Annotated in this window: 17 protein-coding genes; 3 read left to right on the forward strand and 14 right to left on the reverse strand. The window is 37.5% G+C overall.

Annotated elements, in window-relative coordinates; genetic code table 11:
* Positions 1-2 precede the first annotated feature (2 nt).
* The 3 genes from BDE36_RS23130 (at position 3) to BDE36_RS23140 (ending at position 2,716) form a co-directional block, all read left to right on the forward strand.
* Positions 3-1,340 (forward strand): TolC family protein, encoded by a 1,338-nt coding sequence (locus BDE36_RS23130; RefSeq protein ID WP_141816884.1) that lies wholly within the window; start codon positions 3-5, stop codon positions 1,338-1,340.
* 130 nt (positions 1,341-1,470) lie between these two features.
* Complete coding sequence (locus BDE36_RS23135; RefSeq protein WP_128769941.1) at positions 1,471-1,860, forward strand: response regulator; 390 nt, start codon at positions 1,471-1,473, stop codon at positions 1,858-1,860.
* Position 1,861: 1 nt separating this feature from the next.
* On the forward strand, positions 1,862-2,716 hold the full coding sequence (locus tag BDE36_RS23140) for an N-acetylglucosamine kinase (RefSeq protein ID WP_141816885.1): 855 nt from the start codon (positions 1,862-1,864) through the stop codon (positions 2,714-2,716).
* A gap of 22 nt (positions 2,717-2,738) precedes the next feature.
* Here BDE36_RS23140 and BDE36_RS23145 read toward each other — a convergent pair whose 3' ends face one another.
* From BDE36_RS23145 to BDE36_RS23210, 14 genes are all read right to left on the reverse strand, one after another.
* On the reverse strand, positions 2,739-3,923 hold the full coding sequence (locus BDE36_RS23145) for an MraY family glycosyltransferase (protein WP_141816886.1): 1,185 nt from the start codon (positions 3,921-3,923) through the stop codon (positions 2,739-2,741).
* A 149-nt stretch (positions 3,924-4,072) separates the two neighbouring features.
* Entirely contained in the window at positions 4,073-5,338 is a 1,266-nt protein-coding gene (locus tag BDE36_RS23150; protein ID WP_141816887.1) for a glycosyltransferase family 4 protein, read from the reverse strand.
* A gap of 8 nt (positions 5,339-5,346) precedes the next feature.
* A complete protein-coding gene (wecB, locus tag BDE36_RS23155; RefSeq protein ID WP_141816888.1) occupies positions 5,347-6,480 on the reverse strand; it encodes a non-hydrolyzing UDP-N-acetylglucosamine 2-epimerase in 1,134 nt (377 codons plus the stop codon).
* Positions 6,481-6,510: 30 nt separating this feature from the next.
* Entirely contained in the window at positions 6,511-7,629 is a 1,119-nt protein-coding gene (locus BDE36_RS23160; RefSeq protein ID WP_141816889.1) for a polysaccharide biosynthesis C-terminal domain-containing protein, read from the reverse strand.
* Between the two features lie 33 nt (positions 7,630-7,662).
* Positions 7,663-8,091 carry a cupin domain-containing protein gene (locus tag BDE36_RS23165; RefSeq protein WP_141816890.1) on the reverse strand — a complete coding sequence of 143 codons (429 nt, stop codon included), beginning with the start codon at positions 8,089-8,091 and terminating at the stop codon, positions 7,663-7,665.
* 8 nt (positions 8,092-8,099) lie between these two features.
* On the reverse strand, positions 8,100-9,140 hold the full coding sequence (locus tag BDE36_RS23170; RefSeq protein ID WP_141816891.1) for a polysaccharide biosynthesis protein: 1,041 nt from the start codon (positions 9,138-9,140) through the stop codon (positions 8,100-8,102).
* Positions 9,141-9,164: 24 nt separating this feature from the next.
* Positions 9,165-10,301 carry a glycosyltransferase gene (locus tag BDE36_RS23175; RefSeq protein ID WP_141816892.1) on the reverse strand — a complete coding sequence of 379 codons (1,137 nt, stop codon included), beginning with the start codon at positions 10,299-10,301 and terminating at the stop codon, positions 9,165-9,167.
* Entirely contained in the window at positions 10,301-11,479 is a 1,179-nt protein-coding gene (locus tag BDE36_RS23180; protein ID WP_161987790.1) for a glycosyltransferase, read from the reverse strand. The genes BDE36_RS23175 and BDE36_RS23180 overlap by 1 nt, the downstream gene beginning before the upstream one ends.
* Positions 11,480-11,514: 35 nt before the next feature.
* Positions 11,515-12,798 carry a hypothetical protein gene (locus BDE36_RS23185; RefSeq protein WP_141816894.1) on the reverse strand — a complete coding sequence of 428 codons (1,284 nt, stop codon included), beginning with the start codon at positions 12,796-12,798 and terminating at the stop codon, positions 11,515-11,517.
* A gap of 38 nt (positions 12,799-12,836) precedes the next feature.
* Positions 12,837-13,898 carry a nucleotidyltransferase family protein gene (locus tag BDE36_RS23190; protein ID WP_202618116.1) on the reverse strand — a complete coding sequence of 354 codons (1,062 nt, stop codon included), beginning with the start codon at positions 13,896-13,898 and terminating at the stop codon, positions 12,837-12,839.
* A 58-nt stretch (positions 13,899-13,956) separates the two neighbouring features.
* Positions 13,957-14,571, reverse strand: a complete 615-nt coding sequence (locus BDE36_RS23195) for a NeuD/PglB/VioB family sugar acetyltransferase (protein WP_141816895.1) — start codon at positions 14,569-14,571, stop codon at positions 13,957-13,959.
* Positions 14,568-15,692 carry a DegT/DnrJ/EryC1/StrS family aminotransferase gene (locus BDE36_RS23200; RefSeq protein ID WP_202618115.1) on the reverse strand — a complete coding sequence of 375 codons (1,125 nt, stop codon included), beginning with the start codon at positions 15,690-15,692 and terminating at the stop codon, positions 14,568-14,570. Before BDE36_RS23200 ends, BDE36_RS23195 begins: the two co-directional genes overlap by 4 nt.
* The gene (locus BDE36_RS23205; protein WP_141816897.1) at positions 15,685-16,938 is read right to left on the reverse strand and encodes a glycosyltransferase family 4 protein; all 1,254 of its coding nucleotides are present in this window, start codon (positions 16,936-16,938) and stop codon (positions 15,685-15,687) included. The genes BDE36_RS23200 and BDE36_RS23205 overlap by 8 nt, the downstream gene beginning before the upstream one ends.
* Positions 16,907-18,265 carry a lipopolysaccharide biosynthesis protein gene (locus BDE36_RS23210; RefSeq protein WP_141816898.1) on the reverse strand — a complete coding sequence of 453 codons (1,359 nt, stop codon included), beginning with the start codon at positions 18,263-18,265 and terminating at the stop codon, positions 16,907-16,909. Before BDE36_RS23210 ends, BDE36_RS23205 begins: the two co-directional genes overlap by 32 nt.
* Between the last annotated feature and the right edge of the window lie 5 nt (positions 18,266-18,270).

An 18,270-nucleotide genomic window follows, 5' to 3' on the forward strand; every position in this document is an offset into this window, starting at 1 on the left:
ACATGGCCAACTGCCAATTGCTAACAGCCAAAAGCTATTTCACATATAGCGGCTTACTTTTAGTCTTCCTGCTTTTTGGACTGACTACAGAAGCACAACAACTATTAACCCTCGAGGATGCCGTGAAGATCGCCCTTGAGAATAATTACAACATCCGGCTATCCAAAAACAACGCTGCAATCAGCGCGAATAACGTTAACCTGGCCGAAGCGGGGATGCTTCCCGCCGTAACGGGAAACCTGAATAACAATTCGTCCATACAGAACAGCAGCCAGACGCAGGCCGACGGATCTGTAAGAGAATTAGACCGTGCCCGCAATTCAAGTACCAGCTATGGGGTAAGCCTTAACTGGACGGTCTTCGATGGCTTCGCTATGTTCTCGATCTACGACGAACTAAAAGAACTTAAGAAGCTAGGCGAAACAAACATGAGGGCAACGGTACTCAATACAGTATCCGAAGTCATCAACAACTACTATAACCTGGTCAGGCTTAAACAGGAGCTCAGCGCTACCGACACAGCGGTTGCCATCTCCCGCCTGCGGTTAACCACGGCTCAGAACCGCTATAAAATAGGCAAGGCAGCAAAACTTGAAGTGCTAACAGCAACAGTCGACCTGAACACCGACACGACGAATCTCCTGAGACAGCGGGACTATGTGCGATCAGCAAAGATCACGTTAAACGAGCTGCTGGCCCGTGACGTCAATACGCCCTTTGATGTCACCGACACCATTGCAGTCGACAATCAGCTTCAATATGACCGCTTACAACAATTATCGTCGCAGCAAAACCCTGCAATACAAACAGCTTTCATCAACGAACGGATTGCCCGGCTTAATCTCAAACAGGTAAAGGCGAACCGCTATCCGGTAATAGGCTTAGCTACGGGATACAACTTCTCACGATCACATTCCGAACTCGGATTTGCGAGAGATTCGAGAGGCAGAGGACTAACTTATGGCGTCACAGCCTCTGTAAATATATTTAACGGTTTTTTGCAAAGACGTTACGAGAAGAACGCGGAGATACAGATTGACAATGCCAACCTCGAATATGAACGTCAGAAGCAGAATATAAATGCACAGCTGCTATCGGCATATCAAACATATCAAACCAACCTTGAGCTGGTAAAGCTTGAAAAAAGCAATCAGGATGTAGCAAAGCAGAATATGGACATTACGCTGGCTAAATTCAGGCTGGGAAGCGTTACACCCGTAGAGTTCCGTGAAGCACAACGAAATTACCTCGACGCCAATGTGCGATTTACAGGAGCACAATATCAGGCCAAAGCAGCCGAAATCGCATTAAAAGAGTTAGCCGGGAACCTGGATCTATAAGAAAAACAGGCAATTGTGATGTGAAAGTTTACATATTTTGATCAGTTTCTCTTTTTTTGAAACCTTTTTTGGGCTTATCTCGTATACTTTGGGCTGATTGCTATTAGTCCATAGCCCTATAGCTCAAAAAATGGAAGAATTCAGATATAAGTCGGTATTACTGATAGATGATAGTTACATAGATAACCTCATCAATCGCAAGATCCTTGAGGGGAGTAATTTCGCCGAAAGCATTACGGTAATTGACTCACCATTTAAGGCCATGGAATATTTAGTACAGTCCTTCAAGAAAAAAAATCCCCCGGAAGTAATCTTCCTTGACATCAGAATGCCGGGCATGGATGGCTTTGAATTCATTAGACAGCTCGATCAAATAAAGCAGGAATTTTATTCTGATTTAAAGATTTATATGTTATCTTCGTCTCTTGACCCAAACGACCTAAAGAAGGTGGAGAGCAATGACCTTGTTGCCCAGTTTATAGGGAAACCTCTAACGGCAAGAGCATTGGAAGAGATTTAAAATGATATTAGTTGCTGACAGCGGATCTTCAAAAACAGATTGGATTATCACCAATAGCGACTCCGGCACCCTTGAGTTCACAACCAAAGGAATTAATCCTTTTTTCATAAACGAACGTGAAATAACCAGGATTTTCTCGCAGGACTCCGAAATAAAAAAATATGCAGAGCAAGCTAAAGAAGTATATTTCTTTGGCGAAGGATGCTCGAATCCCGACAAGCGGGAGATGGTTTCAAACGGACTTTCTCAGATTTTCAAAAACGCTTTTATTAATGTAGAGAACGACGCCGTAGGCTCCGCTTACGCCACCTGCGGACACAGCCAGGGTTTCACGTGCGTACTTGGAACCGGTTCTAATATTGCATTTTACGATGGTGAAGAAGTACAGTATGGAAAACACGGATTAGGCTTCATTTTAGGAGACGAAGGATCAGGCGCATGGTTTGGTAAAAAGTTAATTACAGGCTATCTGTTCGGAAAAATGCCTAAGACACTAAAGAAAGACTTTAAGGAAACCTACAATATCGATAAAGAGGTAGTTATAAAGAATGTGTATCAAAGGCCGCTTGCAAATATCTGGCTATCGTCATTTACACCCTTTTTGAGCAAACACAGGAGCGACCCCTTTACAGAAAGCCTTATCAATGAAGGACTGGAGAGCTTCATTCGCACCCACTTGATTCCCTATCCGGATCACCGCCATTTTCCGTGTCACTTTGTAGGCTCAGTAGCATGGCATTTTCGGGATACACTAGAAACAATCTGCAAGAAACATCATATAAAGCTGGGTAAAGTACTGTCGCACCCCATTAAAGAGCTTTCAGAATATATCCTCAAAGAAAGAGTAGAAGTTTGAGTACAGAGCTGATCTTTTCTATTTAATTAGGGCTTACCTTTTTCAAAATCTCCTCAGCAAATTCCTTACCTTCTGGTGTTAACTTTGAAACAACCGCAGGATGTTTAACATCTGCTTTAGCCAGCATTGCCTCTTTCGCAGCCTGCGCATCCAGCTCAACCCTCTTGCTAAACAGATAAAGCGAAAGACCGCTGTTCATCACAATCACCATCAGCACCAAAGTAGCTACCAATTGATTATTACCTATGTTTTGTAAAGAGAAAGCAGTAATAACAAACACCAGAGAAACACTAACCAACGTTGCAGTAGCCTGCATATGATTCATTCCCAAAGCCAGCATGCGGTGATGCATATGGTTCTTGTCCGCTTTGAAAGGAGACTGATGATTCACAATACGAATGGTAAAAACACGTAAAGTATCAAATATCGGAAGCGCCACAATAGCCAGTGCCAATGCAGGAACAGAAGTAATCGAAAGAGATCCCAATTCTATAACTTTTCCTCCGCCCACATTAATAAACTGAATAGTCGAAACAGCAATCAGGAAGCCAAGCACCAGCGACCCGCAGTCGCCCATAAATATTTTAGCAGGCGAAATATTATGAATCAGGAACCCGGTAATAGCGCCCGCCAGAGCGAGACACATGCAAGCCCACTCATTATACCCAGCCGCGTAAAATAAGCAAGCATAGGTAAGCGAAGTCATCAATCCCAGGAAGCCAGCCAACCCATCAATCCCGTCGACCAGGTTAAACGCATTGATCATCCCAACAATCACAAACACGCTCAGACCAATACTAAAAGCATACGACAGCTGATGAAATCCCAGCAAGCCATCCAGGTTCATAATCCGGATATCACCCAAAATAGTGATCAAAAACGCCGCAGCAAACTGAGCCGCAAATTTCTTCATGGGGTCAACCCCGATAATGTCATCCTTAAGCCCCGTTATAAAAATCACAATACCCGAAGCAAGCAGATAATTAGCATTCCAAAAGTCGGTAGTTTTGATGAAAAGAGAAACCGCCAACAGAAATCCAGAAAAAATTGCTAGCCCGCCAATGTTCGGTATAATCCGTTTATGGATTTTTCTCGACTCCGAAGGAGCATCAAAAAGGCGCTTTTTTATCGCAATCGTGATAAGAGGACTTATAGAAACAGCAACAACCAACAGACTAAATGTAAATACTAGTAAAAATGTAATCATGGTTAATGTTTTAGGTTCATAGATCTTCGGACAAGGTTCACAGTGCTAAATTAAAAAAAAATCTATAACATACATAATAAACTATAGGGTAATACGTACGCGAGAGGGAAATGGCTACAGGAGATGACGAAATAATTTCCGGTACTTATTTATATATTTAACAATTTATCTGATAGATCTACATACTGCTTTGTTACTGAAGCTTTAGTATAGCAACCTTGAATTTCCCTGAACCCATTAGCCCCTAAAGTTATTAAATGGGACTTATCCTCATATGAGGATCTTAAGAAATAGACTATTGCAGAACATTTTTCTTCCATTGAGCCCTCATTTACAAGGAATGCACAATTTACTAAATTTAGGAAGTTGAAAATTGGAGTATCTTTACCAGAAATAATCAATAAAGGCTTTGCACAGGCCATAATAGAATATACTTTAGAGGGGAAGCCTTGTCCTTCCATTTCAGGAGACATAAAGATAAAATGGATGTCTGCATAAGCTATTAAGGCGGGCATATATTCCCGCGGCTGATATGGAATAAGATGAATATTTAAAAGTTTATTCTCTAATATTTCTGATTGCAACTGGTTCTTCATAACCCCTTCTCCAATAATCCAAAACTCAATTGGATCGCCAATAAGAAGTTTTGCAACTTCAATAAGCGGCTTCCAGTCTTGAGCATGCCCGATGTTTCCAGCATACATTACTTTTAAAATTCTTTCGTCCTGGGGAAATAAGTTTTTGTTTAAAAGGGACAAGCTACTCGATGGTAACGGCTTATATAAATCAACGTCTACGAAATTAGGGATTATAACAAGCTTGGAAGGCTCTTTAAATCGTGGCGCTAGCGTGTTATAAAAGATTTTATCTATAGTAGTAACAGCATCCGAGTAATTGTAAACAAAACGCTCCAACTTTTTTAGAAGAGTTATAACCGGCTTAAGTTTTAGTTTGCTATAATTAATCAAGAGGTCAGGATATATCTCTTGAACATTATAAATAACCTTAGCTCCTTTAATTTTTCCAATAATTATGTTAACTGCTCCCAATGTTAAAGGAGGTGAAGGTGAAATAATAAGGCTGATATTGCTCTGTAGCAATCCCAGTAAAAGAGATAACGCGTGCCAATATGCAAAGCCTATTATTCTAAGCAGAGTATTGTTAAATTTCCTCTGTGGTACGTGAAGAACCTTTATACCTTTAAAATCACTCTCATAGAATAGTCCAAACCATTTTTTAATAAGCGGTTGCTTTACCAACTCTTCCTTAACTAAATTATAGTGCGGTGTAGTTGTTAGCACGACCACCTCATAACCCGATTCGGCGAACCTTTCAGCTATATCATTATAAAGATACGCAGTTGACACCCCGTCTGGACTAAATACAAGACTGTGTATAAGAACTTTCTTTCTCATCCTATTCTCTATTCCGACCAGACAACCCTTTTAATATAGTCGACATAACTAATAATAATTCGAACTACCTTATCAGATACATTTGGCACACTATAATCTTTCACTAGATTGAACACCCTTTGACTTCGATCCAAACCTGTTATTTGAACCAATCCGTGCATAATACGTTCTTTATTTAGCCCCACCATCATAACGCATGCTTCCTCCATTGCCTCTGGCCGCTCGTGCGCCTCTCTAATATTTAGCGCTGGAAAATTCATAATAGAAGATTCTTCAGAAATTGTACCGCTGTCTGATATTACTGCAAAAGCCTTCATTTGCAGGGCGTTAAAATCAACAAAACCCATTGGCTTTAGAAACTGTACCCTTTCACTAACATTGAGGTTTCTTGATTCAATCATTTTCCGTGTGCGGGGGTGAGTGCTTACTATAATTGGAAAGTTGTACACTTCTGCAATCACGTTAAGACTATCAATAAAATTTTGAAAATTCTTTTCATTATTTATGTTCTCTTCCCTGTGAGAAGAAACAACAAAAAAATTATTCTCCTTAAGATTCAAACGGTGTAATATATCTGAAGATTTTATCTCTGGCATGTAATGATTTAGTACTTCGAACATGGGAGAGCCTGTCTTAATAATTCTATCTGGAGACAATCCTTCTCTCAACAGATATTCTCGCGCTATATCACTATAGGGTAAGTTAATATCAGAAATATGATCGACTATTTTACGGTTTGTTTCTTCAGGCACCCTTTGATCGAAACAACGGTTGCCAGCTTCCATGTGAAAGATGGGGATATGCCGTTTCTTAGCGGGAATGGCGCATAAACAACTATTTGTATCCCCGAGCACTAAAAAAGCATCCGGACCCTCCGATGCAAGTAGAGAATCTATTTTGATCAAAATCTGACCAATCGTCTCTACCGCCGTTGCGCCAGCAGCATTCAAAAAGAAATCAGGCTTACGAATCTTCAAATCATCAAAAAAGATTTGATTTAATTCATAGTCGTAATTCTGTCCAGTATGTACAATAACATGCTCAATGGCTTCAGATTCATCAAGCTTAGCCATTACACGGGAAAGACGAATTATTTCGGGTCGTGTGCCCACAACCGTCATTACTTTTAGTTTAGATCTCATATTCGGTACATTACTGTTCTCTATTCAACATTATACGTTTTCCATATAGGTGTCAGGATTGGCTGGATCAAAGCACTCATTAATCCAAAAGAGTGTGTAAAGTTCGTCCGTGCCTATATTCTTTATATTATGCGTATACCATATTGGCATGTCCACATAGGCAGGCTCTTCACCAGAAAGAAAAAAGTCCAGTACCTCATTGGTACCAATCTGCCTCAATTGAATTAAGGCTTCCCCCTTAATTACTGAAAACCTTTCAATCTTACGGGTATGAAAATGGTTACCTCTTACGACTCCAGGAAAAGTGGTCGAAAAGGAGACTTGGCCGCCGGACTTTAACCTGACTATCTCAACAAATTTACCTCTTTGATCAGCGTGGAGTGCAAACTTTATAGGAAAGTGTCTGTCGTGATCTATATAAGACCTAAACGTATTAAACAAATTAATTTCAAAAGGGGTGTTTAACGCCGGAATAATACCTAATTGAAAGTATTGTATTTTATAGTCTTCAAGCAATACCAAAAATTCAGAAACTTTTCGTCTCTCGGTATAAGGAACGGTTACCACTTCCGCTCCATCGCGCGCTCTTATCTTTTTAAGAATAAAGCTAACGAGATCATCAATATAAATGAGCTTCACATCACTATCAACCTCAATATTAGGCAGTTCATTGTGGGTCAACTTATGGCAAAACGTTGCAATAAAAGAATTATAATTAGGCTTACAAAAGGGGCCGAATACATTTGGAATAACCATTCCTGTAAAGCAGCCTCCATTGTTTTCTGCCCAATTACTTAAAAGCTGACGGCCTTCTTTCTTACTTCTTCCATACAAGTTATCATGTTCTTCCTGGGACGATGAAGAAAACAAAACATGAGCTTTGCTTCTTGTGAACGTCAAAGAAGATATCAGCTTTTCGACCAATTTTTTATTGGTGTCATAAATAAACTGAGCATCATTATGCCGGTTCAATGCTGCTAGGTGAACCACAACATCGCATTCTGAAACGAACTTGTTTAGTTTCTCCTCACTATCAAAAAAATCACGATGGTATTCGACTCTGAGGAACTCCTTTGGATAAAGACCTAAAGTGTTATATAAATGCTGCCCAATGAATCCCTCCTGACCAGTTATTCCAATTCGCATCATGATTATATCAAATTAACATCAGTCATCATTATACTATTTATGCCAGTCAAACCACATATTTTCATCAAATTTATAGTTATCATTCCCAGATTGTTCCAATGTGAAATCAGAAAAAACAATCATTTTCGAATTAGCTGCAGTCGCTTTCAATCCATTGGCATATCCACCAGGCACATAAAGGACCCGACTCTCTTCACTCGACAAGGTATATTCCATTACATCTAGAGCAGGAGAAGGCTGGTCCCAGTTATCTGGTCTTGTCAGAACAATTTTAAAACTCCCAGCCAACACATAAAACCACTTTTGCTCTCGCTTGTGACCCTGCCACGCACGGACAACAAAAGGATCGCTGTGTTCAATAATATAGAATCTTTTCACCTCATCAATGTGAAAATCGTTAACGAACCACAGGGTGCCCCTGCTGTCAGAATGCGAACCTCCATCTATAATTTGGGGATACATTAACTTCATTAGTGAGGATATTGTACAACATTACTTTCACCGAATACCTGCTCCCTTATTAGTGGAAGTTTAGATAACAATTTCTTAAGTCCATCTATATCCAGTCTAACGGTATTATGTGAATGATAGTCCTCTATCTTTGAGATATCTGTTTGGCCTTCAGAGAAATACTTGTTATAATTAAGATTGCGATTATCAGCTGGTATCCTATAAAAGGACCCCATATCTTCAGATCTCAGCATCTCTTCCCGCGTACACAACGTTTCGTATAATTTCTCACCATGTCGAGTCCCAATAACTTTAACTTCTGTGTCCGCATTACACAATTCCTTAATTGCCTTAGCCAGATTACCAATTGTGCCCGCTGGAGCCTTGTTCACAAATAAATCTCCCTGTCTTCCATTCTCAAAAGCAAACAATACTAATTCTACTGCATCCTCCAAAGACATCAGAAAGCGGGTCATATTAGGATCAGTAACAGTAATGACGTCTCCTTCTTTAATCTGTTTAAGAAACAGAGGAATGACAGAGCCCCGTGAGGCCATCACATTCCCGTATCTTGTAAGGCAAACAGTCGTGATTCCATTATCAATATTCCTAGATGAGGCGATGGCGACTTTTTCCATTAGTGCTTTAGAAATGCCCATCGCATTGATGGGGTAAGCTGCCTTGTCAGTACTTAAGCAAATTACTTTCTTTACGTTGTTTGCTATCGCAGCATCAATTGTATTCTTGGTGCCAAAAACATTTGTTTTAGTAGCCTCCAACGGAAAGAATTCACAAGAGGGAACCTGTTTTAATGCTGCTGCGTGAAAAACGTAATCCACTCCACTCATAGCGCTGTTAATGCTGTTAAAGTCGCGAACATCACCAATATAGAACTTGACCTTTTCATTTCTAAGCTGGTTACGCATATCGTCCTGCTTTTTCTCATCTCGGCTGAATATTCGGATTTCGCGGAAATGATCAGTATGAAGGAAGCGATTTAGCACAGCATTTCCAAAGGATCCCGTGCCGCCTGTAATTAGAAGTATTTTATTTTGAAACATATTATTTTAATTGAAGTCTATCTCTTACAATTTAAGTATTCTTTCATCTATAAAGTGCCCTATATCATTCCACGACTTTGCATCCATCGCATACCCTCTACCAAGCCCTACTTTTAAATCAATTAATTCCGGATTGGCAAATGCTTCAGATACAACATTTAAGATATCTAGAGGATCGAATGGATCGAAATAGAATGCAGCATCCTTACAAACATCAACAGCAAAATCCATCTTGCTCGTGAATATCGGTTTACCAAAAAACATTGATTCAATATAAGTGCCTGAAAACGACTCCAAAAGCGTAGGAAGAAACAATCCATCGTGCTCTTTATATACTCTTTCGATATCGTCTATTGCCACATTACCAATATTAGTTATAAAAAAATTAAGATCCAGTTTGTCAACCATCTCTAAAAACCTCATACTTCCTGAATTTTCAGTTTTTTCAATTGTAATCGTAATATGAATAGGCAAACTGAACTCTTTCACTCTTTTCGCCAGCTCAAATAATATCTCAAAATTTTTGTGAGGGTAATACTTGCTTAAAAAGAGAAGACGTATTTGGTTACTAGGCGTGTCTTCCTTTACTATATCACTTTTCATACAATTAAAGGAAACGGCATTAGGAATGACCAAAATACGATCTTTGGGGATATCATACAATCCACTTATTCTTGATCGCATTGTCTCAGTTTGAACTCCTATTACAGATGCATATCTCAAATTTATCTTAATAAACTTTATCATACGCCTTAAATAAATGTAAAATGATTTATCGTCCAATCGTACTCGATCCCATACCAAACTATCTGGATATGCCAAAAATGATTGATGAATGAGTAAAAATTGGGGCCTATTAAATACTGGAAACGCTATATTTCCTAAGCTCAGCACAAAGTCGCATTTAGAGGTAACCGACAAAAAAGGTAATATCACATAATTTGTTAAAACCTTTAAAAATGAACAATTAAAGATCCTTGATAAAAACACAAATCTGGCTTTAGGATAAGAGTCTTTAAGATACTCATATCCACATGATGATGGTGCAATAATCAGCAACTGTCTTATTTTGCTATTATTTAAATAATAAGTTAAGATATTCAGTCCGACTGTTTTTCCACCCCCAAAACGTAAATTCGAAACATTGATTAATACTCTCATCACTGTTCAAACAATTTATATACCATTTTTACCATTTTATCAACTTGCACATGAGGATTCTTATTTTGATAAACGAACTTTTGAGCACTTCTTCCTTTAGCACTCAGAACTTCTTTACTTTGTTGACAAATACTTTCTATCTTGTCTGCCAACGACGAAATAGAAGTATCATCAAGGGAATAACAATGGTCGTAATATTCATCAGGAATACCTTCTAGTTTATACATTAAGGTTGGTACGCCTGAAGCAAGATATTCTATTATCTTGGAAGGGAACGAGTATTTAGTGAATTCGTTATCTGGAAGTCTGGGACTAACCAACAAAGTAGAACTCCTTTGAAGCTTCATAGCCTCCCCCCTAGGTACCTGACCTTTGTAAATAATTCTTTTATCCTTTAAAGCTTCCGATTTAATTTCCTCTCGGCTCTCTCCGTCTCCACAAATCAGTAATCGGTAGTTGTCTTGTTTAATTAACTTGAAGGACTTGACCAGAAATAGTATCCCGTTGCGAGCATTAAGTGCTCCTGAATAAAATACTGTTTTCATGTCCTTTGCTTTTTTATCCACCTCCACCACCTCTGCCTTCTGAGGATTGTAAATACCTTCTATAATAATATAAGGTTTTTTGTTTATAGGCAACCTATCCTTCATATGCTTACTAATCAACACGTAGGCATCAACACTTGGAATACACATATTTAGCATCCACTTCTCAAACACACCCCAAAAATGATACAACAAATTCTTAGGGTTACCTGTAAAATCATACAAATCCGGAACAATAAGACAGATTTTTGCATTGGGGTAAGACTTCTTTGCCAACAAGGCAGCCATCAAAAAAGGTGGATGTAAATCATACACTACAATCACCATCTCTCCTTTAGTCTGTTTTATCCACCCATGCAATACTCTCCTGATATTAAGAAACCGACTAAAATGTTTTATTGCCACTAAGTTTAAAAACCCTACACATCTTCCATAGCGTACAAAACCAGCGTCAAACTCCCCACCCTTAAAATAAGGTGACCTATATTTAAAAGGAAATGCACCTATATTAGGAGAGCTTATCACTCTGCAGTCCTGGTGAAAATCTGAAATTCCTTTCAAATATGCCCATTGCAAAGAATCATTTGCGTTTGCAATAGGCCCCTTACTGTTCTTTAATATTTCTGTTCTCAATTCGTTTGGGAACAGGCTCGTTAAGAAAATTGGCGTCATAAACTAGATGACCTCCACACACTTCTATTCAGCAACCCATACATAAATAAAACATTCATAAATAATGAATACCTTAGATCCTGACTACTTAATATCATCAAAAATGCAATTAAAACTATAACGTTTAAGCCCGTAGCCCGACCTATTCGTCGAGACAGTTGTAACATTGAGTACATCAATAAAGCTCCATAAAACAGTCCAAAAATCGCAAAAGTATTAACAATTGTATTAGTGGAGGCACTCGCAGGATCTATGTATATATTAAACAATTTCATTGAATAAACTGAATAGAGCGTAACAAAGTTAGTAAGGCCCACCCCAGCTAAAGGATTATTTACAAAAATTTCAAGGGGTATAATAAATGAGGAGAGCCGTGCTATAGTGCTAAAGTAGTCAGATGAATCAGGACTGAGTTTTGAAAAAAATTGATTTGATATACCCGGTACTAATATAAGTACCCCTGCTACCAGCGATAGAAAGACCAATATTGATATATAATTCCTCATTTTATTCTCTTTAAACATAAAACCCATAGCAACCACCGCAAAAACAAATATACCAGAGGTGGAAAAGGTGGTAATTAGGGCCGCAGAACAAGCAGTTAAGCGCTTTCTATCAGGCCTTTCCTTTAAAAAAAACTCTATAATTAAGCCAAATAAAAGATATATAGTATATACTCCCGGTTCTCTAAAGATACTTGTATTTCTAAAAACCGTAGTTTCCTTAAATACGGAACACAAAAAAAGATTAATAAACTCCGTCCCGCCAAAATTAACAGTTGTTGGAAATACCATTAAAAGACCTGGAGAAATTAGGGATATGACAAAGACTATTAAAGAAATAACCGATAAGAAATATATAATAAGACTATAATAAGTAATAAATCGCCCAAATTCCAGATATTTAACAATCAACATAGCGAAAAGTACTGTTAACAATTGTAGCAAATACCCGGGTCTAAAATCAATATTGATTACAACAGTGGTTAAAAATGATGACAATAACAAGCCTATCGAGATCAGTTCTTTTCTAGAATATAGAACCACTCGTCTTCTACAATTTAAAAGGGCAAATAAAAATATTGAAAGAATAACATAAACAATATAGCGAAAAACAATAAAAGCTTGATTCCGATTTGTGCCAAAAGTCACAGTATCATCGGAAATAAAGAAAATAGTGAGAAGTATACAAGACGCAATCATCGTATCCGTGGACACTTTTCCTGTGGACACTTTTCCTATTGATATAGAGGCTAATGGATATGCCGATATTCTTTTCAAGATACAAATCTATTGTTCCCTGTGACGCTGAATCACAGCTAACATTGCTTCAATAAATCTATATATTCACTTAATAACCCCACGTCTTTCCATGATTTCTCCGTAACCGGAAAAACTCCGATATTACCGTTTCTATTTTTAATTTTTTCAACCAACTGTGTAATATGAAAGAACTCGTTTTCCGGTATCTCATCTAATAAATGTGACTCTAAAATATACATACCACTATTTATTTTGAATGTCAACTCCGGCTTCTCCTTTAAATCTATCAATTTGCCATTCTCCCCTGTTTTAATAATCCCATAAGGAATTGGATAATGTTTCAATGCAGCGATAATAGTAATTTCATTCCCGCAGTTCTTATGATAATCCAAAATTTCAGAATAGTCTTGGTCTATCAATATATCACAATTACTTACGACAAAAGTTTGATCAATCTTACCTTTTAATAAGGTCAAGCTACCGGCAGTTCCTAATGGTTTCTCCTCTTTAAAGAATTCCAAGGAATAAGGCAAATTCTGGCTTCTCAAATAATACTCTATCAGGTCCGCTTTATAATTAACAGAGATAAAAAACTGATCACAACCATGTTTTCCAAATCGGTCAAAGATCTCTTCTAATATTGTTTTTTTACCTATAGGCAGAAGCGGCTTAGGTAAAACATTCGTCAATGGTTTCAACCGCGTACCGAATCCACCCGCCATTATAACGATTGGCAATTTAAATTGCTTAACAGGAGCATCTTCAAAAGATCCAAATAGGTCCTCCCAAAAATGTACTTCCAAAAGCTCTCCCCCGTCAGTGACAACAGGCATAAATTCGGCTCTAATCGAAAGCATTAATTTTTTTACATCTTCTATCGAAGTGTTAGGTTTAACGGAAATATAGTCTTTTCTAATTATTTTATGTATCGGAGTACCTAGATCTACACTACTAATTATTGATCTTTGTAAATCTCCAATTGACAGCAATCCGAGATACTTATTTTGGTCGAAAACAAGGAGAAGTTTTTTCCTTATCTCATCCATTTTTTTTAAAGAAAACAAGAGAGTACTGTTAGATGAGATTACTATATCTTTTAACGATTCCGATACTTCCATTATTAAATTTATTGTATTACATTACATTTGATCAGAGGTATTTAACAACCGAGCAATCCTATTGTCTTTTTCTTGCTGGCAAACCAATGAAAACACCAGGAACATCAATATCTTTAGTAACAACCGCTCCAGCTCCAATAATAACGTTGTTACAGATAGAAACATTGGGCAATATTGTGGAATTTGAGCCTATATAGCAAGATTCACCAACGTTAACATTTCCCAAGACCACAGCGTTAGGTGCTACTGTACTATACTTACCGATAACAGTGTCGTGCATAATATTACAGCTAGTATTTAGTTTAACAAAATCAGCTATTCTTGCCTGAGCAGATATATTAACCCCAGACTGAGCTATTACCCCTTTCCCTAACTCCGCACTTTTAGAAATTCTACATTCTTTAGCTATTAATGTTGTAAAATGGTAGCCATAATGTGTATAAGCCGCACTCAATTTCATTCTCACCGAAGGCTGATCTGGCGTTATAACAAGGGGGGTCTGTTTAAATTCTTCAGATAAGCTATCAGCATTCATATCAGTTGCTAGAACAGGATACCCCCGGTATTCTCCGTTCTTCCTATTATCTATCAAGCCAAGGATTTTTATATTCAAATCTTCAGCCATTTCAATAATTTCATGAAAGGCACCTATTAGTATTATCTCTTTTATCATAAAATCTCTTTAAGAGTCGTAGTAATAAAACTAACCTCGTCTTTACTCAACTTAGAGTACATAGGCAAGGTAATAATACTATCTGCTACATATTCTGTTATAGAAAGCTTAGTATAAAAATCCTTATAAATAGAAAATTTGTGAACCGAGGGATAATGAACGCTAGTTTGAATTCCTTTTTGAGATAACTGTTCGCGTATCATATTTCTTTTTTTAAAGTTCGAGTCTTTTAAGACGATAGGAAAAATGTAGTTTGATGAAAATTCTTTATTATCTTTAAAAGGTATTATAATACTTTCAACTGCACTTAATTGAGACACATACTCGTGCCGTATCTGTTCTCTTTTTGTTAAGTCTTCCTTGATCTTCTGCAATTGAATTATTCCGATTGCAGCTCTCAAATCATCCATACGATAGTTAAACCCTAATTCTATAACGTCGTATTCAGAAGAGTGACCTTTGGCTCTCTCGTATGACATTGAAGTCATACCATGAGAACGTAGCAACTTTGCTTCGTTATAGTATTCACTAGAGTTTGTTACTAACATGCCTCCTTCTCCTGTGCTAATGTTTTTATTAGAAAAAAAGCTAAAACATCCTATATCTCCAATAGTTCCTAGCTTCTTTCCATTAAACTCAGACAAAGGTGCATGACATGCATCTTCTACAATCTTTAAGTTATGCTTTCTGGCGAGGCCCATTATTGGATTCATATTGCATGCAAACCCACCATAGTGCATTACGATTATGGCTTTCGTTCTATCTGTTATTTTTCTTTCAATATCCTCTGGAGATATAGTCAAATTTTCAAGACTGCTTATATCTGCAAATACAGGAATGGCATTGCAATATCTTATAGCGTTCACAGTGGCCACAAAAGTGAGCGCAGGACAAATAATTTCATCATTACTTTTGATGCCTATTAACTTTAAGGCTAAGTGCAGTGCAACAGTGCAATTTGCTACAGCGACTGCATGTTCCACATTTAATAATTTCGCAAACCGTTCCTCGAACTCTATAGTTTTCGGTCCCGTCGATATCCACTTTGAACGAAGAACATCTATCACTGCCTGCTCTTCCCGGCTATCAAAGTTCAAATCAAAAAGCGGTATTTTATACATTATTTTTAAGCTTAATTTCTCTGTTCAAAATATCCTTATAGGCATTAATAAGTTTATCACAATTATTCTCTATACTAAATTCACTCATACCATAATCAAATGCCTTATTAGTCAAATCTTCAAAGTATCTTTCATCTGTCAATAGCTTACTCACATGCGTTGTCATTTGCTTAATATCTCCTGGGTTGGCAAGCAAAATCCTTTCATCAGCTTTGTTAAATTCGGGGATACTACCTGTAGAATAGGCTACAACCGCTAATTTTAGACAAACGCCCTCACGTAACACTGTTGGAAACCGGTCATTATAAGTTGGAATTACGAGAATTCTAGATCTTAGTACCTCTGCGTATAAATCGTCACTGCTTCGTATAAATCCTTTTATGGTGATATTTCTTTCACAACCTAACTCCACTATTCGCTCCTTCAGACGTTTTAAGTACTCCGCTTCTACCGGGCCAATAATGCTAGTCCGTAAATCGGGAAAGTCTACTTTAAGGTTTCGGACTAAAAGCAAAAAGTCCTCTGCTCCCTTCTCTTTAGTAATTCGCCCCCAATATAACAAATCAGCTTCCTTATCGGTCGTTAACTTCGCTAAGCCATGAATGTTAGACCCGTTTGGATAATAATATTTGTAGAAATTGAATGCCTCAGTCTTGATCTTTTCAATTAAGCGCATTGAATCCGGGTCGCCTCCAAAATATCGGCACTCGTTTATAATTTTCGCTTCAGTGTTAATACGGTGCTTTTTATAACGACCCTTTTTTTCGCATTCCAGACTTACGAATCCCTGTATTGTAACAAGGACCGGGTACTTTTGACAAACATCCAGTACAGAAGAGCTATAATAGGAATTTTCCGCACCTTGTAAATTAATTAAGCGAGGCTTAATCCGATCTATCAGCTTTTTAATCTTTCTTCTATTAAAATAAAAATTCGTGTATAAATCCAGGTTAAAGAAAGCTGGCCAATTTCTGTTTACTACGGGAATACCAATTGAAAAAAAATGATAAAAAATGCCATCGATCTCAAAGTTAGCGTCTCTCTTCAGATACAGATGAGGCGAAATTACATGAATCTCATATTCGGTATAGTTTTTCAACCCCTCTAATAGGTTCGGAATCCAAGCTGCATAAAAGTCGGTCTTCTTCCATAGTGTTAACTTACTCTGAACCTCTGGGCTGCTGAAATGGCAAATAACTACGACCTTTATCTTATTATTCATTCCAAATTCCCTCTGCTCTTTCATTTATAATTTTTTTCACCTGCATCGGCTGAAAATAAAGAGAAACTGCATTCAACGCGCATGTAGCAAGAATAATTCCTGCGCTATTATTCAGCCACTTAGCAAAAAAATACGCAATAGGTATAAAAAAAACCAATGTCAAAAAGACGATATAGATGCTCAATTTTATCTTTCCTATTCCATTTATAAAGCTGGTATATGGAGATAGACAAACACTTATCATTGCGAAACAGGCCATTGATAGAGACAGCGGAAGGGGAAGCTCTATTCGATCTCCCACCCATAGTCTGAACACATACGGCCCTAACAATATCATAATGACAATTGCTATTGAAAATAATATTGACAGTTGATTCAGCCTCTTAAGTGTACTTCTTAACCATACGAAATCCTGCTTAATATACGCATCAGTAACTGCGCTCCAAATCGGCGCTATAACAATGCCATATGTAATAATCGGTAGTTGATAATACGTTAGTGCTGTATTATAAATTACAACTTCCGATGGCTCAAATAGATGTGAAATAATTATATTCCCGCTTGAAAACAGTAAAATAGCAGCAACTTGAAGAATAAAAAACTTTAAGCCTAAGTTTAAAAGACTCCTGGCCCTACGGAGACTAATAAACTGCCAATTAGGTTTTAAAAATTTGTATTTGCCAGAAAAAGCATAAATTGTAGCTGCAATAAGAACCACCAACGGGGCTCCTACTAATATTATTCCGAGTGTCAATAGATCACTCTTAATTGTAAATTTGTATAATAAAGCGACTATTATAAAGGATAGAACACTGCCGAATGTCGTAAGAGCATTATTGACTGACGGTCTTTGATCCGCTATATAAATAACCCCAGTAAGTTGGAAGATAAATCGCAAAAGAAACAAGCTCAATACCACGCTTGTCAAGCTATACAACTCGTCTTGATTAATAATATTTGCATTTAAAATATATTGCCAATTTATGTATGGATTAATTACCTGAAATAGAAGAATTATAACACAAAAAATTACCGAAATTATTGCATAAGTTGTACTGACATATTCTCTGGCAAGCTCTCTATTACTTTCCGATAGAGCCCGAGTCAGCTTGTTTCTCATACCGTTACCTATACCAATATCAAAAAAGCTAAACCATGCAAAAATAGAAGATAATGTCAGCCAAACTCCATACCGCTCTTTATCTACATAATCAATTAAAAGAGGAACAAGCAAAATTCCGACGATCACACTAACGATCTTTATAAAAAAAGATAATACTATTTCCCTCTTTATAGAATATGTTCTATATGAGCTATTTGCACTCTTTAAAAAAAACTTAAAGAAAAACATTTTAA

The organism is Arcticibacter tournemirensis (genome assembly GCF_006716645.1).
Taxonomy (GTDB): Bacteria; Bacteroidota; Bacteroidia; order Sphingobacteriales; family Sphingobacteriaceae; genus Arcticibacter; species Arcticibacter tournemirensis.

Excerpts from the sequence above, each read along its gene's own strand:
- BDE36_RS23130 (WP_141816884.1), top strand. The coding sequence starts at position 3 with ATGGCCAACTGCCAATTGCTAACAGCCAAAAGCTATTTCACATATAGC.
- BDE36_RS23135 (WP_128769941.1), top strand. The coding sequence starts at position 1,471 with ATGGAAGAATTCAGATATAAGTCGGTATTACTGATAGATGATAGTTAC.
- BDE36_RS23140 (WP_141816885.1), top strand. The coding sequence starts at position 1,862 with ATGATATTAGTTGCTGACAGCGGATCTTCAAAAACAGATTGGATTATC.
- BDE36_RS23145 (WP_141816886.1), bottom strand. The coding sequence starts at position 3,923 with ATGATTACATTTTTACTAGTATTTACATTTAGTCTGTTGGTTGTTGCT.
- BDE36_RS23150 (WP_141816887.1), bottom strand. The coding sequence starts at position 5,338 with ATGAGAAAGAAAGTTCTTATACACAGTCTTGTATTTAGTCCAGACGGG.
- wecB (WP_141816888.1), bottom strand. The coding sequence starts at position 6,480 with ATGAGATCTAAACTAAAAGTAATGACGGTTGTGGGCACACGACCCGAA.
- BDE36_RS23160 (WP_141816889.1), bottom strand. The coding sequence starts at position 7,629 with ATGATGCGAATTGGAATAACTGGTCAGGAGGGATTCATTGGGCAGCAT.
- BDE36_RS23165 (WP_141816890.1), bottom strand. The coding sequence starts at position 8,091 with ATGTATCCCCAAATTATAGATGGAGGTTCGCATTCTGACAGCAGGGGC.
- BDE36_RS23170 (WP_141816891.1), bottom strand. The coding sequence starts at position 9,140 with ATGTTTCAAAATAAAATACTTCTAATTACAGGCGGCACGGGATCCTTT.
- BDE36_RS23175 (WP_141816892.1), bottom strand. The coding sequence starts at position 10,301 with ATGAGAGTATTAATCAATGTTTCGAATTTACGTTTTGGGGGTGGAAAA.
- BDE36_RS23190 (WP_202618116.1), bottom strand. The coding sequence starts at position 13,898 with ATGGAAGTATCGGAATCGTTAAAAGATATAGTAATCTCATCTAACAGT.
- BDE36_RS23195 (WP_141816895.1), bottom strand. The coding sequence starts at position 14,571 with ATGATAAAAGAGATAATACTAATAGGTGCCTTTCATGAAATTATTGAA.
- BDE36_RS23200 (WP_202618115.1), bottom strand. The coding sequence starts at position 15,692 with ATGTATAAAATACCGCTTTTTGATTTGAACTTTGATAGCCGGGAAGAG.
- BDE36_RS23205 (WP_141816897.1), bottom strand. The coding sequence starts at position 16,938 with ATGAAAGAGCAGAGGGAATTTGGAATGAATAATAAGATAAAGGTCGTA.
- BDE36_RS23210 (WP_141816898.1), bottom strand. The coding sequence starts at position 18,265 with ATGTTTTTCTTTAAGTTTTTTTTAAAGAGTGCAAATAGCTCATATAGA.